Origin of the sequence: Corynebacterium halotolerans YIM 70093 = DSM 44683 (assembly GCF_000341345.1) — a bacterium.
Classification (GTDB): Bacteria; Actinomycetota; Actinomycetes; order Mycobacteriales; family Mycobacteriaceae; genus Corynebacterium; species Corynebacterium halotolerans.
In genome coordinates, this window is sequence record NC_020302.1 from 2,806,493 (window position 1) to 2,822,136 (window position 15,644).

Annotated in this window: 11 protein-coding genes; 3 read left to right on the forward strand and 8 right to left on the reverse strand. The window is 69.4% G+C overall.

Annotated features, from left to right (window positions below):
- Nucleotides 1–7: 7 nt before the first annotated feature.
- The 3 genes from A605_RS12890 to A605_RS12900 all read right to left on the reverse strand — a co-directional run bounded on the left by A605_RS12890 (nt 8) and on the right by A605_RS12900 (nt 3,671).
- Nucleotides 8–1,333, reverse strand: coding sequence for an erythromycin esterase family protein (locus A605_RS12890; protein WP_015401948.1), 1,326 nt, complete (start codon nt 1,331–1,333; stop codon nt 8–10).
- The gene (locus tag A605_RS12895; RefSeq protein ID WP_015401949.1) at nt 1,330–2,694 is read right to left on the reverse strand and encodes a phosphoribosyltransferase family protein; all 1,365 of its coding nucleotides are present in this window, start codon (nt 2,692–2,694) and stop codon (nt 1,330–1,332) included. The genes A605_RS12890 and A605_RS12895 overlap by 4 nt, the downstream gene beginning before the upstream one ends.
- Nucleotides 2,695–2,861: 167 nt before the next feature.
- Nucleotides 2,862–3,671 carry a carbon-nitrogen hydrolase family protein gene (locus tag A605_RS12900; RefSeq protein WP_015401950.1) on the reverse strand — a complete coding sequence of 270 codons (810 nt, stop codon included), beginning with the start codon at nt 3,669–3,671 and terminating at the stop codon, nt 2,862–2,864.
- A gap of 91 nt (nt 3,672–3,762) precedes the next feature.
- Here A605_RS12900 and A605_RS12905 point away from each other — a divergent pair, with 91 nt between their 5' ends.
- Together A605_RS12905 and A605_RS15600 are read left to right on the forward strand one after the other, a co-directional pair.
- A complete protein-coding gene (locus A605_RS12905) occupies nt 3,763–4,029 on the forward strand; it encodes a hypothetical protein (protein ID WP_034990974.1) in 267 nt (88 codons plus the stop codon).
- Complete coding sequence (locus A605_RS15600) at nt 4,029–5,210, forward strand: alpha/beta hydrolase (RefSeq protein ID WP_015401952.1); 1,182 nt, start codon at nt 4,029–4,031, stop codon at nt 5,208–5,210. The genes A605_RS12905 and A605_RS15600 overlap by 1 nt, the downstream gene beginning before the upstream one ends.
- A 13-nt stretch (nt 5,211–5,223) precedes the next feature.
- Here A605_RS15600 and exaC read toward each other — a convergent pair whose 3' ends face one another.
- The 5 genes from exaC to dnaK form a co-directional block, all read right to left on the reverse strand.
- The gene (gene exaC, locus A605_RS12915; protein WP_015401953.1) at nt 5,224–6,744 is read right to left on the reverse strand and encodes an acetaldehyde dehydrogenase ExaC; all 1,521 of its coding nucleotides are present in this window, start codon (nt 6,742–6,744) and stop codon (nt 5,224–5,226) included.
- Between the two features lie 347 nt (nt 6,745–7,091).
- The gene (locus tag A605_RS12920; RefSeq protein ID WP_149029530.1) at nt 7,092–7,436 is read right to left on the reverse strand and encodes a heat shock protein transcriptional repressor HspR; all 345 of its coding nucleotides are present in this window, start codon (nt 7,434–7,436) and stop codon (nt 7,092–7,094) included.
- 124 nt (nt 7,437–7,560) lie between these two features.
- Entirely contained in the window at nt 7,561–8,751 is a 1,191-nt protein-coding gene (gene dnaJ / locus A605_RS12925; protein WP_425277968.1) for a molecular chaperone DnaJ, read from the reverse strand.
- A 141-nt stretch (nt 8,752–8,892) separates the two neighbouring features.
- Nucleotides 8,893–9,645: a nucleotide exchange factor GrpE gene (gene grpE / locus A605_RS12930; protein ID WP_015401956.1), complete on the reverse strand. Its 753-nt coding sequence runs from the start codon at nt 9,643–9,645 to the stop codon at nt 8,893–8,895.
- Nucleotides 9,645–11,498 carry a molecular chaperone DnaK gene (gene dnaK / locus A605_RS12935; protein ID WP_015401957.1) on the reverse strand — a complete coding sequence of 618 codons (1,854 nt, stop codon included), beginning with the start codon at nt 11,496–11,498 and terminating at the stop codon, nt 9,645–9,647. Before dnaK ends, grpE begins: the two co-directional genes overlap by 1 nt.
- 634 nt (nt 11,499–12,132) lie before the next feature.
- Here dnaK and A605_RS12940 point away from each other — a divergent pair.
- The gene (locus tag A605_RS12940) at nt 12,133–15,606 is read left to right on the forward strand and encodes a proline dehydrogenase family protein (RefSeq protein ID WP_015401958.1); all 3,474 of its coding nucleotides are present in this window, start codon (nt 12,133–12,135) and stop codon (nt 15,604–15,606) included.
- Nucleotides 15,607–15,644 lie beyond the last annotated feature (38 nt).

A 15,644-nucleotide genomic window follows, 5' to 3' on the forward strand; every position in this document is an offset into this window, starting at 1 on the left:
CAATCATCTAGAAACCGGAGGGCTCGGTGTCCAGCTCAGGCTCCCCGGGCGGGCCCTCCCGGTGCAGTGGCCGAAGGGCCGTGGTCTCCTCCAGCCAGAGCAGCGCGTCGTAGCGGCCGCCCATCACCGTCGCCACGTAGTTGCCCGCCTCGCGCCGAGGGTGGTACACGACGCCGATGGCACGGTGTCCCCGGCGCGAATCCAGCCACGGCCCCGAGCGCTCCGGGCCGAAGACGAGCACCGCGGATTCGCCCAGTGTCTCGTGCAGCAGCGCCTCGTGGCTGCCGGCGCGGGCCTCGGGGACCGTCATGACCTCCTGGGGTGCTCCCCACCGCTCGGCGGCGATGACCGTGCCGCGGTGGGAGGCGAAGCCCACGAGGACCACCCCGTCCCCGCCGTGCCGTTCCCGCACCAGCTGCCCCACGTTGACCAGCCCGGCATCGGCCATGTCGGTGGCGCGGGCGTCGCCGACGTGGGTGTTGTGCTCCCAGACCAGCGCCTTGGAGTGCTCACCGTGATGTTCCGCCAGCAGGTCGATGGTGTCGGCCATGTGGATGTCGCGGATATTCCACGACTGCCGGTTGCCCAGGACCATGGAGCGGTAGTAGTGCTCGGCATCGGCGGCGACGAGGGCATTGAGGGCCGCATCCAGCGCCTCCGGTTCCGCGGGGACCCCGTCCATGGCGAGCCGGCGCACGTGCACCAGCAGCTCCACGACGTCGTCCTCGCAGGCCTCGTCCACCATCCGCAGGCTGCGGGCATAGGAGTGCGGATCCTCGTTGTAGCCGGCGAAGCACTGCCAGGCCTGGTGGGCGGCCGGGAGCGCCTCGGGGGCATTGGTCTCGAGCCAGCTGATGGTCTGCCGGAGGGAGTCCCACAGGGAGTAGACGTCCAGGCCGTAGAAGCTGACCTGCCGCTCGGACGGCTGGTTCGAGTTCCAGTCGCGTAACCAGTCGAGGAAGTCCGCGACCTCCTCGTTCGCCCACATCCAGGTCGGCCAGCGGTGGAAGTGCTTGAGTACATCGCGGGCGTCGAGGTCGTGGTCGTCCCGGTTGCGCACCCACCGGTTGATCCGCCAGCAGTCGGGCCAGTCGCCCTCGACGCCGATCCAGGTGAAGCCGTGCTCGGTGATCAGCCGGCGGCTCAGTTCCGCGCGCCACCGGTAGAACTCGTGGGTGCCGTGGGAGGCCTCGCCGATGCAGACGAACCGGGCGTCGGCGGCCTGTTCCACCAGTGGCTCCAGGTCCGCCGGAGCGCGCAGGGGGCTTGCGAGGGAGCGCAGTTCCTCGCCCGCCCCGGTGTCCGAATCACCGCGGGAGCCGAAGAATCTCATGACGCCGCCTCCATGTCCGTTGCCGTGCCGTCGGGTGGGGACAGGTGCCGGAGGAACCACTCCCGCGCGAGCCCGGCGGCCTGTTCCAGGGTGCCCGGCTCCTCGAACAGGTGCGTCGCGCCCTCCACGATCTCCAGGCGACTCTCGCACCGGAGCTGGTCCCGGGCCTGGCGGTTCAGGGCCAGGACCTCCCGGTCCTGTCCGCCCACGATGAGCAGCGTCGGCGCCTGGACGTCCGCCAGCTGCTGCCCGGCCAGGTCCGGTCGGCCACCCCGCGAGACGACGGCGCCGGCCGACGTCCCCGGTTCGGCGGCGGCCCGCAGTGCGGCCCCGGCACCGGTGCTGGCCCCGAAGAACCCGATGGGCGAGGACATGCTCTGCGACTGTCCGCGTACCCAGTCCTCCGCCGCGGTCAGACGCCCGGCCAGCAGTCCGATGTCGAAGACATTGGCCCGGTCCGCCGCCTCCTCCCGGGTGAGCAGGTCCAGCAGCAGAGTGCCCAGCCCGGCCTCCTGCAGCACGGACGCCACGTAGTGGTTGCGCCGACTGTGCCGACTGCTGCCACTGCCGTGGGCGAAGACCACCACGGGGGCACCCGCCGAGGGCAGGTGGAAATGTCCCTCGAGCACCACCTGTCCCGCAGGGATCCGTACCTCATCTGAGACCGGAGCCTGTTCCATTGGTGCCGCAGGCGCTGCGGTGTCTCCGCCCGCCCGTTCCCGTCGGCGGCGGGCGGCCCGGTCCAGGGCCGCCACCACCTCATCGTCCGTCGTGGGGGAGAAGTCCCGGTAGTACTGCCCCACCGCCCGGAAGTCCGGTGGGGTGGACAGGACCACAACCTCGTCCGCGTCGGTGAGCCGTTCGACCGCCTGCCGGGTGGCCACCGGCGCGGCCACCAGCACGGTGACCGCGCCCTGCTGACGGGCGCTCAGGCAGGCGACCCGGGCCGTGGCGCCGGTGGCGATACCGTCGTCGACGATCAGCACGGTGCGGCCGCTCAGATCCAGTCGTTCGCGCCCCTCCCGGAAGCGGGCGGCCCGTTCCTGCAGCACCGCCTGCTCCTGCTGCTCCACCTCCGCCACCTGCCCGGGCGTCACCCCGGCCCGGTCGACGATCGCCTCATCGAGCACGCGCACGCCCTGCTCGCCGATCGCCCCCATGGCCACCTCGGGGTAGCGCGGCACGCCGAGCTTGCGCACCATCACCACATCCAGGGGCGCGTCGAGCTCGCGGGCGACCACCCCCGCCACGGGAACCCCGCCGCGGGGAAGCCCCACCACCACGATGTCCCGGTTGCACAGCCCGCGCAGCCGCTGCGCCAGTTGCCGTCCGGCGTCGAGCCTGTCCAGAAACTCCGTCATGTCCCGGTACCTTCCCGGCGATGCCCCGGGGGCCGGGCTCTGAGCCGGACCGGGAGGTTGCCTGTCAGCTGGAGAGTGTCGCCTCCAGCATAGGTCGGTTCGGTGGTGCCGGGAAGGGGTGACGGAAAGACCGGCGGCGGGCGGAACGCCGGCCTCCGCCACCCGCCCTAGTTCTCGAGCACCGGCAGCGATGCGCGAGTCTTCTCCACCTCATCGAGATCCAGGTCGAAGACCATGACCTCCGGCTCATACCCGGCCTCCGCCAGGCGCTTGCCGGTCGGACCCACCACACAGGAATGGCCGATGCCCGTCGGCCCCGATGCCCGGCCGGCCTCCGCCTCCCCACCGGGTCGGGCCTGCGCGGCGGCGACGAGGTAGGAGGTCGAGTCGAGGGCGCGGGCCGCGGTGAGCAGGCGCCACTGGTCGAGCTTGTCCGGCCCGTCCATCCAGCTGGTGGGCACCACGATCACCTCCGCGCCATTCTGCGCGAGCGTCCGGAACAGGTCGGGGAAGCGGATGTCGTAGCAGATCGCCACGCCGACCCCGACCCCGTCGACCTCGAAGACCACGAGGTCCTCGCCCGGGTGCACGGTGTCGGACTCGGCGTAGTTGTACGCGTCGAAGGTGTGGATCTTGTCGTAGCCGGTGTGGATGTCCGGCCCGGTCAACAACGCGGTGTTGTAGACGCGGTTGATCGTCTTGTCGTCACGCTCAATGGTGTCGGCGGGGCGGAACATACCGGCCACGACCGTGACGCCGAGCTCCTCGGCGGTCTCCCGCAGACCGGTGGCGAACTCACCGTCGAGGTCCTGGGCCTGTTTGTCCAGCCGCCCCGAGTCGAAGGACTGGCTGGTCGCCTCGGGCAGGACGATCAGTCGCGCCCCCTGCCCGGCGGCCTCCCGGACGCGTTCGCGGGCGAGCGCCAAATTCTCGACGGTATCCCCTGTGGACTGCAGCTGCACGATTCCGATCCGCATGCACCCCACGATATGTGGATAACCCCCGTTTCTCCACAACCCCGCACCCACCCCGCTTGGCCCTTGCGCGGCCGTTGCGGACACTGACCGCATGAGCCACCTCCAGTTGCCGACCGCCACCGTCGATCTGCTCACCGACCTGCTCCACCGCCCGTCCCCCGATCCCGGTTCCCCCGCCCTGCCCGCCGGCTCCCGCACCGCCGCGGCCCTCGCCCGCGCCGTGCTGGGCTGGCGCACCACCCGCCGCGACGCCGAGGCCACTCTCCTCGACCACCTGGCGGGAATCCGCGACTTCGCCCACCGGGCCTTCTCGCACGACGCCGCGTCCGCACGCCGACTCCGGGAGGTGATGCGGTGATGCTCCCCGACGCCACCGCCCTGCGCTCCGCCGCCGGTGCCCTCACCCACTCCGCCACCGTCCTGACCGGTGACACCGACGCCCGCCACCGGGACTGGGACCGGCTGCCGGCCAGCGGATTCACCGGCGAGGCCGCCGTCGAAGCCGTGGCCCGCCTCCACGAACTGACCACCCCGCTGTCCCTGCCGCCACGGCAGATGGAGCTGGTCGCGCGGGTACTCGCCGTGACCGCCACGCTGCGCGAGGAACTCGACGCGACGGCCGACCGGGCGCTCGCCGTCGCGGAGCAGGTCAGCGGCGCCTCCCCCACCGTCGACGCCCTGCTGCGCGATCTCGCCGCCCTGGGCGAGCTGCTGGACTGGGCGTGCGCCCGCCGAATCGACGCGCTGTGCACTCCCGTCCCGGCCGAACCGCCGCGGCGGCTGTCGGATCTGCCCGATCTGCCCGTCGACGCCGTGCACGAACTGATGCTTCTCGACGCCCCGCCGCACGTGGTGGAGCTGGCCCGGCAACACCCGGACCTGCGGCTGCTGGAGGCCTCCGACGGCCGACTCGTCGCCGCCGTGGGCGATCTGGAGTCCGCGGACTCGGTCGCCACCTTCGTCGCCGGGACAGGCTCCTCCGACCCGTCCGGCTGGACCACCCACATCGACCGCACCCGGGCACTGACCTCGGCCACAGGTGGGGCGGGCGTGGTGTGGCTGGGATACACTGCCCCGGAACAGGTCCCCCACGCCCTGGCCCGGCAACCGGCCCACCGGGCGGGTGCGGAGCTGCGCCGCTTCCAGGCGGAACTGGCCCAGCGGTTTCCCGACCAGCAGCGCATCGTGGTCGGCTACAGCTACGGCTCGGTTGTCGCGGGGGCGGCGGCCGACGCCGGGGAATCCGGCCTCCACGCCGATGAGCTGGTGCTCGTCGGCAGTCCCGGGGTCGGGGCCACCCATGCCGGACAGCTGCACCTGCTCGGGGACTCCCCCGGCGTGCACGCCGTGACCAACGGCGCCGATCCGATCGGGCTCGTGGCCACCCCACGCACCGGGGTACACGGGGTGGATCCGACCTCCGAACGGTTCGGGGCGCAGGTCTGGGAGGCGGATCCCCGGGGCGACCACGCCTCCTACTGGGACGACCCCGACTTCCTCGACCGGATCGGTGATCTGACAGGGAGGCCGGGTCGCTGAGACCGGGGCTGGGCTAGAAGAGCCCGGCCGGGGACTCGCTGTAGGAGACCAGCATGTTCTTCGTCTGCTGGTAGTGCGCGAGCATCATCAGGTGGTTCTCGCGGCCGATGCCGGACTCCTTGTAACCGCCGAAGGCGGAGTGGGCCGGGTAGACGTGGTAGTGGTTCACCCACACTCGGCCGGCCTGGATGTCGCGTCCGGCGCGGTAGGAGGTGTTCGCGTTGCGGGTCCACACACCAGCGCCGAGACCGTAGTTGGTCTCGTTGGCGATGCGGATGGCGTCGTCGTAGTCCTTGAACGTCGCCACCGACAGGACCGGGCCGAAGATCTCCTCCCGGAAGATGCGCATGGAGTTGTCGCCCTTGTAGACGGTCGGCTGGATGTAGTAGCCGTTCTCGTAGCCCTCGACCTTGTTCAGGCCGCCACCGGTGAGGGTCTCCGCGCCCTCCTCCGGGCCGAGCTTGAGGTAGCCGGTGATCTTGTCCATCTGTTCCTGGGAGGCCTGGGCACCCATCATGGTCTCGGTGTCGAGCGGGTTGCCGATCCTGATGGCCTCGACGCGCTTGACACCGAGCTCCAGGAATTCGTCGGCGATGGACTCGTGGACCAGGGCGCGCGAGGGGCAGGTGCACACCTCGCCCTGGTTGAGCGCGAACATCGAGAAGCCCTCGACGGCTTTCTCGCGGAAGGAGTCGTCGGCGTCCATGATGTCGGGGAAGAAGATGGACGGGGACTTGCCACCCAGCTCGAGGGTGACCGGGATGATCTTGTCGGACGCGGCCTTGTTGATCATCTTGCCCACCGCGGTGGAGCCGGTGAAGGCGATCTTGGCGATGCGGTCGGAGGAGGACAGCGCGGCGCCGGCCTCCTCGCCGAGGCCGTTGACGATGTTGAGCACGCCGTCAGGCAGCAGGTCGCCGATGATGTCAATCAGGTAGAGCAGCGACGCGGGGGTCTGCTCGGCGGGCTTGAGCACGATGGTGTTGCCGGCGGCCAGGGCCGGGGCGATCTTCCAGGTGGCCATGAGGATCGGGAAGTTCCAGGGGATGATCTGGCCGACGACGCCGAGCGGCTCGTGGAAGTGGTAGGCGACGGTGTCGTCGTCGATCTGGGAGATGCCGCCCTCCTGGGCGCGGATGGCGCCGGCGAAGTAGCGGTAGTGGTCGGCGGCGAGCGGGATGTCGGCGGCGAGGGTCTCACGTACGGCCTTGCCGTTCTCCCAGGTCTCGGCGACGGCGATCTCCTCGAGGTGCTCCTCGATCCGGTCGCCGATGCGGTGGAGGATCAGCGCCCGCTCGGCCGGAGAGGTCTTTCCCCACGCCGGGGCCGCGGCGTGCGCGGCGTCCAGGGCCAGCTCGACGTCGGCGGCGCTGGAACGTGCCACCTGGCAGAACACCTCTCCGGTGATCGGGGTGATGTTGTCCATGTAGCGGCCGTCCACCGGCGGAGTCCACGTGCCGCCGATGTAGTTGTCGTAGCGCTTCTCGTAGTTGACGATCGAGCCCTCGGAGCCCGGGTTGGCGTAGACGGTCATGGAGTCCTCCAGGTGTGCGGTGAGTCATGCGAGGCGGACAGGTGTGCCACCTGTCACATTCTTAACCGTTGGAACTCCACCCTGCAAGGACTTGTGGCAGCGGGACTGGCAGGGTGGCGAATTTCGGGCGCCGCGATTCGGCACGCTGGACAAACCGGAGACACCCCGCGCGGTGGTCTCCCCCACGAGGGGGTGGCGAGGGTTCAGATGGTGACGATGCGCGCCGACGCCGCGACCCCCGCCCCCGTGGGGCACGGGGCGCCGGACAGGAGAAATCCGCCCCACCCCCGAAACAGCGGGATGGGGCGGGTGTCAGGTACTTCGTCGGGTAGCCGAGGAAGCGGGACTCAACGCCGCCGCATGCGGCGCGGCTCCCACATCACCACCGCCGTGGAGCGCGGCACGTGGACCAGTTCACCGCCCCGATTATGGGAGTGGCGGTTGATCCTGCCGCGCAGGCGCTGGTTCTCCTCGCGCACCTCCTCGAGCTCGGAGCGCAGTCGGTCGCGTTCCTCGGTCAGCTCGATGATGGCCTTGATGCCGGCGAGGTTGACCCCGTCCTCCTGGGACAGGCGCTGGATTTTGCGCAGCATCGCCACGTCGCGGCGGGAGTAGCGGCGCCCGCCGCCCGAGGTGCGCAGCGGGGTGACCAGCCCCATGCGGTCATAGGTCCGCAGGGTCTGGGCGTGCATGCCCGCCAGCTCGGCGGCGACCGAGATGACGAAGACCTCGCCGAGCTCCTCGGTGGAGGACTTGTCCTGTTTGTTCTTCCCGGTTGCCACTGTGCGTCACCTCCTTCCTGACTCTCCTGCTGCCTTATTCGTTACCGGGCCAGTCGGCCCGCGGGTTGAAGCCCGAGTCCCGTTCCGCCTGAACGTAGGTCCGCAGCGCGCTGGCCGCGGCGGCGTCCAGGTGCTTCGGGACGGTGACCTGCACGGTGACGAGCAGGTCACCGGCCTGACCGCTGCGCCGGGGGATGCCCCGTCCACGTACCCGCAGGGTGCGGCCGTCCGGGGTGCCCGCGGGCACCTTGACCCGGACGGGGGCGTCCAGGGTGGGCACCGTGATGGTGTCGCCCAGGGCGAGTTCGCCGAAGGACACCGGGACGGTGACCTCGAGGTCGTCGCCCGAGCGGGTGAACACGGCGTCGTCACGCACGTGCACGGTGACGAACAGGTCGCCGGCCGGCTTGCCGTTCGGTCCGGCCTCGCCCTGGCCGGCCAGGCGCACCTTCTGCCCGTCGATCACGCCCGCGGGGATGCGCACGGTGATCGAGCGGGTGCGGTGGACCGTGCCGGTACCCGAGCAGGTCGGGCAGGGGTCGGTGATGACCTGGCCGGTACCGCCGCAGTTGGTGCACGGTGCGGAGAAGCCGAAGGCCCCCCGGTTCTCCGAGGTGAACCCGGAGCCGTTGCAGACCCCGCAGGTGGAGGGGTTGCCGGACTTCGAACCCGAGCCGTGGCAGGTGTTGCAGGGGGCCTCGCCGCTCAGTTGGAGCGGGATCGTCGTCCCCTTCGCCGCCTCGCGGAAATTAAGGGTGATCTCCGTTTCGACGTCCGCTCCCCGTGTCGGCCGAGCTGCGTGACGAGGACCGTTGCCACGGTTGAAAACGCCACCGAAGAGATCGCCCAGACCGCCGTCCGAAGAAAATCTTCCACCGGATCCTCCCCGGCCCCCGAAGATGTCCGAGACGTCGAAGTCCTCCGCCGCCTGGCGAAACCCGCCGGAGAAGCCGGTACCCCCGCCCCCGCCGAAGCCACCGAACCCGCCGGAGCGGAGCATGGACTTCAGCTCGTCGTATTCCTGGCGCTTCTTCTCGTCACCGAGGACGTCATAGGCCTCGGCGACCTTCTTGAAGCGGTCCTCGGCGACCTTGTCACCGGGGTTCGTGTCGGGGTGGTTCTCTCGTGCCAGCTTCCGGTAGGCCTTCTTGATGTCCTCGGCGGATGCGGACGAGGAGACCCCTAGATCTGCGTAGTAGTTCTTGTCTGCCCATTCGCGCTGGATCGTCACTGGGCATCTCCTCCTTTCAGGAAGGTCGGGTTGGTCGGGTACTGCCGGTGGAAAGAAGGATGCACCGCCGCCCGGGGGCGGCGCTGGGGGCGTCCCCTGGGACGGCGGTGCAGGAGGGTGGGATCGGTGGGGCGGTTACTGCTCCGCGCCGCCGCCCTTTTCCTCATCGGCGCCGCCCCCGGTCGGGTCCGCGATAATGACCATCGCGGTGCGGACCAGACGGTCGCCCACGCGATAGCCCTTGCGCAGCACCGTGCCCACGGACTTCTCCTCGCCGGAGGACAGGTCCTGGACCGCCTCGTGGATCTCGGGGTCGAACTCGTCGCCCTCAGCGCCGAAAGCGGTGAGCTTCAGCCCGTTCACGGTGTCGGTGAACTTGTCGGCGAAGACCTTGAGCGGACCTTCGCTCAGGTCACCATGCTGGCGGGCCAGGTCGAGGTCGTCGAGGATCGGCAGCAGCTGGGTCAGCACCGACGCCTTGGCAGTGTCGATGACGGCCTCGCGCTCACGCTCGGTGCGCCGCCGGTAGTTGGCGTACTCCGCACTCAGGCGCTGCAGGTCCTCGGTACGCTCGGCGAGCTGGAGCTCGACGCTCGTCGCCTCGCCGTCACCGTCGATCTCGGAGTCGGGGCCGAGCTCGGCATCGATGTCATCGAGCGCGGTCTCCACGTCGCCCTCGAGGTCCGCCTCGCGGGTGGGGTCGAACTGGTCGACGTCCTCGTCGACGATCGGGTCCGGGGCAGTGGTCAGCAGGTCGTCGTCCTCGTCACCACCCTGGGAGCGGGCCGCCTCCTCGGCGAGGTTCTCGGCCTCGTCCGGGAAGGTCCCCTCGTTGTCAGTGGAGTCCGGGTCGCCCGGGTTGTCGGGGAGCTTGTAGGGGTCAGTCACTACTTGTCTCCGTCCTTCTTCTCGTCGGTGGAGTCCTCGTCCACGACCTCGGCGTCGACGACGTTGTCGTCACCCTCCGGGGCGGCGTCAGCCTGGGTGGCGCCGGCGTTGGCCTCGGCCTCGTAGATGGCCTTGCCCATCTCCTGGGACTCGGTGGACAGCTTCTCGACGGCAGCCTTGATGGCGTCGAGGTCCTCGCCCTTGAGGGCCTCGTCGACCTCCTTGGCGGCGTCCTCCACCTTGGTCTTGATGTCCTCGGAGACCTTGTCGGCGTTCTCCTCCATGAACTTGCGGGTCTGGTAGGCCATGGACTCGGCGGAGTTGCGGGTCTCCTGCTCCTCGCGGCGCTTCTTGTCCTCCTCCGCGTGGGCCTCGGCATCCTTGACCATGCGGTCGATCTCCTCCTGGGAGAGGCCGGAGCCCTCCTGGATCTTGATCGTGTTCTCCTTGCCGGTGCCCTTGTCCTTGGCGGTGACGTGGACGATGCCGTTGGCGTCGATGTCGAAGGTGACCTCGATCTGCGGGACGCCGCGCGGGGCCGGGGCGATACCGCCCAGCTCGAAGGAGCCCAGCAGCTTGTTGGCCGTGGCCATCTCACGCTCACCCTGGAAGACCTGGATCTGCACGGAGGGCTGGTTGTCCTCGGCGGTGGTGAAGGTCTCGGAGCGCTTGGTCGGGATGGTGGTGTTGCGCTCGATGAGCTTGGTCATCACGCCACCCTTGGTCTCGATGCCCAGGGACAGCGGGGTGACGTCCAGCAGGAGGACGTCCTTGACCTCACCGCGCAGAACGCCGGCCTGCAGGGCGGCGCCCACGGCGACAACCTCGTCCGGGTTGACGCCCTTGTTCGGCTCCTTGCCACCGGTGAGCTCCTTGACCAGTTCGGAGACGGCCGGCATACGAGTGGAGCCGCCGACGAGGACGACGTGGTCGATCTCGGAGACGGAGAGCTCGGCGTCCTTGATCACCTGGTTGAACGGCTGCTTGGTGCGGTCGAGCAGGTCCTGGGTGATGCGCTGGAACTCGGTGCGGGACAGGGTCTCGTCGAGGAACAACGGGTTCTTCTCGGCGTCGACGGTGATGTACGGCAAGTTGATGGTGGCCTGCTGGGAGGACGACAGCTCGATCTTGGCCTTCTCGGCGGCCTCGCGCAGACGCTGCAGTGCCATCTTGTCCTTGGTCAGGTCAATGCCGTTGGCGGACTTGAACTTGTCCACCAGCCAGTCGACGATGCGCTGGTCCCAGTCGTCGCCGCCGAGGGCGTTGTCACCGGCGGTGGCGCGGACCTCGACGACACCGTCGCCGATCTCCAGCAGGGAGACGTCGAAGGTGCCGCCACCGAGGTCGAAGACCAGGATGGTCTGCTCCTGCTCGCCCTTCTCCAGGCCGTAGGCCAGAGCCGCGGCAGTGGGCTCGTTGACGATGCGCAGGACGTTCAGGCCAGCGATCTGGCCGGCCTCCTTGGTGGCCTGGCGCTGGGCGTCCTCGAAGTAGGCCGGGACGGTGATCACGGCGTCGGTGACCTCGTCACCCAGGTAGGACTCGGCGTCACGCTTCAGCTTCATCAGCGTGCGGGCCGAGATCTCCTGCGGGGTGTACTGCTTGTCGTCGATGTCGACGGTCCAGTCGGTGCCGATGTGGCGCTTGACGGAGCGGATGGTGCGGTCGACGTTGGTCACGGCCTGGTTCTTGGCGGACTGGCCGACGAGAACCTCACCGTTCTTGGCGAAGGCGACGACGGACGGAGTGGTCCGGGCGCCCTCGGAGTTGGCGATGACGGTGGCTTCGCCACCTTCGAGCACGGAAACCACCGAGTTGGTGGTACCGAGATCGATGCCTACTGCGCGTCCCATAATTCTTCCTCCTATTGGTCACGTTTTTTAAGTTGACTGACACCAGCTCAACTTCTGGAAGCCATCCTAACAGAGGCCTTGAGCCGATGTCACTCAAGCTCTCACACCCTACAACGGACCGTACCCCAAAGTTGTTCCCACTCGACTCAACTTTTTTCTTTTTCACTGGTACCCCCATGAACTCGCAGCGGCGGCATGAAGCGAAGCTCTTAAAAACGACCACAAGACGATTTGGGCATCCCGACACCGCCGCCAGTGCAGCCCCCCTCGGGTCAGTTCCCATCGCCCCTCGGCCACCACCGTCACCGCGACACATGAAAGGCGCTGCGCCACCGGCCCACGCACGCCGCCGCCGATACAGGTACAGTCGCCCCCACCTCCGCAGGGGGACCCGGACAATGAACTCCTCCCACATGTGAGATGTGGCTCATATACTGACCATAAACAGGGTGCCCCTCACATCAGGGGCACCGCCGAACGTCGGGCAGGCCGGATGGCCGCGACAACCCGTGAAAGGCGGTGTGCGCGATGAATTTCCAGTTGACCCGCACCCGTCATGTCAGTGACCGTCCGCCGGTGGTGCGCTGAACGCCATTTTTACCTTCACCGCCCGCTCCATCACCGGAAGGACCGTATGACCATGACCTCCCAGACCTCGCCCGCCTACTCGCCGCTTCCCGTCTCCTCCGACGTCGAGGACGTCGTCGAGTCCGCCGTGAAGCGCGCCCGCACCTGGCTGGAGCAGACCAGCGCGTCCGACAAGTCGGACTCGACCGCCACGGAGCGGCTCGCCGCCCTGGTCCGTGATCCGGAGGGCGTGAACTTCACCATGGACTTCGTGGACCGGGTCGCCCGTCCGGAGGACAACGGCACCGCCGCGGCCGCGCTGGCCAAGATGCCGGCCGGCCCCGATTTCCTCGGCCCCCTCAATAAGGCGGCGCTGCGGCTGGGCGGGCTGGTCGGCCCCGCCCTGCCGAACGTGGTCATGCCCCTGGCCCGGCAGCGGATGCGCCAGATGGTCGGCCACCTCGTCCTCGACGCCGAGGGCAAGGCACTGAACAAGCTGCTCGACGAGTCCCATGCGGCCGGTTACCAGCTCAATCTCAATCTCCTCGGCGAGGCCGTCCTCGGTGACGAGGAGGCCGCCCGACGCTCCGAGCAGACCCTCGCACTGATCAACAACCCGCGGGTGACGTACGTGTCGGTGAAGGCCTCGAGCCTGTGCGCCCAGCTCAACCCCTGGGATCTCGAGGGCAGCGTGGTGCGTCTGAAGGACACGCTGCGCCCCCTCTACCGGGCCGCGCACGCCCAGTCCCCGCAGGTGTTCATCAACCTGGACATGGAGGAGTACAAGGACCTGCGGCTGACCATCCGCCTGTTCACCGAGCTGCTCGACGAGCCGGAGTTCCGTGACTACGAGGCCGGTATCGTGCTGCAGGCCTACCTGCCGGACACCTTCGACGCCGTGGTCGAGCTCGCGGAGTTCGCCGCGCGGCGTCGGGAAGCGGGCGGCGCCCCGATCAAGGTCCGCCTGGTCAAGGGTGCGAATCTGTCCATGGAGAAGGCCGAGGCCGAGGTGCACGGCTGGGCGCAGGCGCCCTACTTCACCAAGGCGGAGGTCGACGCGAACTACCTGCGGCTGCTCGACTGGCTGCTGCGTCCCGAGCACGCTGATAACCTGCGGGTGGGCGTGGCCAGCCACAACCTCTACACCATGTCGCTGGCCTGGGAGCTGGCCGTCAGGCGCGGCGTCGAGCACCAGATGGACGCCGAGATGCTGCAGGGCATGGCCCCGGACCAGGCGCGCAGCGTCGCGGACGTGGTGGGACGGATGATCCTCTACACCCCGGTCGTCCACTCCGAGGACTTCGACGTCGCCGTCAGCTACCTGGTCCGCCGTCTCGAGGAGAACGCCGAGCCGCAGAACTTCCTGCACGCGCTCTTCGCCCCCGAGATCGAGGGCCCGGATCACCTGACCCCGCTGGAGGAGCAGGAGCAGCGTTTCCGCCGCTCGGTCGCCGAGCGTTGGACGACAACCGCGGAACCGCAGCGCAGGCAGGACCGCGGCGCCGAGTCCGGGCGGCAGGCCCCGCGCATCGGACGCTTCGTCAACGAACCCGACACCGATCCCGCCCTGCGCGCCAACCGGGCGTGGGCGCTCGACCTGCTCGCCGCCGCCCCGTACACCCCGGAGTCACCGGAGGTCACCGACCCCGCGGTTGTCGACGCCGCCGTCGCCCGGGCGCATGAACTGGCCCCCGGGTGGGCGTCGCGCAGCGGCTTCGAACGTGCCGAGGTGCTCGACTCCATCGCCGATGAGCTGGCCGACTCCCGCGCCGACCTGTTGTCCGTGATGGCGCACGAGGGCGGCAAGACCGTCGAGCAGTCGGACCCGGAGGTTTCCGAGGCCATCGACTTCGCCACCTATTACGGCGAGAGCGCCCGCGCACTGGACGCCGCGCGCTCGGTGTTCACCCCGCATAAGCTGACCGTGGTCACCCCGCCGTGGAACTTCCCCGTGGCCATCCCCACCGGTGGTGTGCTCGCCGCCCTGGCGGCCGGCTCCGCGGTGATCATCAAACCCGCCCCCCAGGTCGTCGCCTGCGCGGAAGTGGCCGTCGCCGCCATCCACCGGGCCCTGGACGCCCACGGCCTGGACCGCGATCTCGTCCAGCTGGTCCGCACCGACGAGGGCGACGCCGGCCAGCGCCTGGTCTCGCACCCGGACGTCGACTCGGTCATCCTCACCGGCGCCTCGGAAACCGCGAAGCTGTTCCGCTCCTGGCGACCGGAGATGCAGATCAACGCCGAGACCTCCGGCAAGAACGCCATCGTGGTCACCCCGGCGGCCGACCCCGACCTGGCCGTGTCCGACATCTACCACTCCGCCTTCGGCCACTCCGGGCAGAAGTGCTCCGCCGCCGCCCTGCTGATCCTGGTCGGCCCGGCCGGCAAGTCGAAGCGCGTGCTCAACCAGCTCGTCGACGCCGTGTCCACCCTCAAGGTCGGCCCCGGCACCGACATCTCCACCACGATGAACGGCCTGATCGAGCCGCCGGGAGACAAGCTGCTGCGCGGCCTGACCCAGCTGGACGAGGGTGAGACCTGGCTGGTCCGGCCCCGCAAGCTCGACGAGGAGGGCCGGTTCTGGAGCCCGGGCATCCGCGACAATGTCCAACCCGGCTCCTGGTACCACCAGAACGAGTGCTTCGGGCCTGTCCTCGGCATCATGCACGCCGAGACCCTCGAGGAGGCGGTGGAGTGGCAGAATTCCACCGGCTTCGGGCTCACCGGCGGCATCCACTCCCTCGACGACGACGAGATCGCCTGGTGGATGGACAACGTCGAGGTGGGCAACGCGTACGTCAACCGTGGCATCACCGGAGCGATCGTGCAGCGCCAGCCCTTCGGCGGCTGGAAGGACTCCTCGCTGGGCACCGGCGCCAAGGCCGGCGGTCCGAATTACGTCGGCCAGCAGGGCACCTGGACCGAGGGCACGCTCGCCCAGGCCCAGGTGCAGCTCATCCCGGAGGTCGCCGCCGAGCTGCGCGCCGCCTACGACCGGCTGCGCGGACAGCTCACCGACGCCGACCTCGCCTGGCTGCGCAGCGCCGCGGAACTCGACGAGCTGGCCTGGCGGGAGGAGTTCGGTGTGGAGCACGACCTGACCGCCCTGCGCAGCGAGGCGAACATCTTCCGCTACCGCCCGCTCCTGCAGCCCTTCAAGGTGCGCGTGGGCCCGGGCTTCGCGCTCCGCGACGTCATCCGCCTGCGGCTGGCGGGTCTGCGCACCGGCACGAAGGTGGACGTCAGCGCCTCCCCGCGGGTGGCTGCGGAACTGCGGAAGGTCGGCGTGGAGGTCCGTCAGATCTCCGACGACGCCTTCGACGTCGAGGTCGAGGACACCCCGGGCGCGCGCGTGCGCGTCCTCGGCGAGGTCGACTCCCCGCTGTGGGAGGCGGCCGTCGAATCGCAGTCGGTGGTCCTCGACCACCCGGTGCTGGCGGACGGGCGCCGCGAATTGCTGCCGCTGCTGCTGGAGCAGGCCGTCTCCGTGACCATGCACCGCTTCGGCGTGCTGCGCCCCGTCGGACACCTGGAGCGCTGAATGCTGCCGCCGGACGCACTCCCCCGATTCGTGGAATA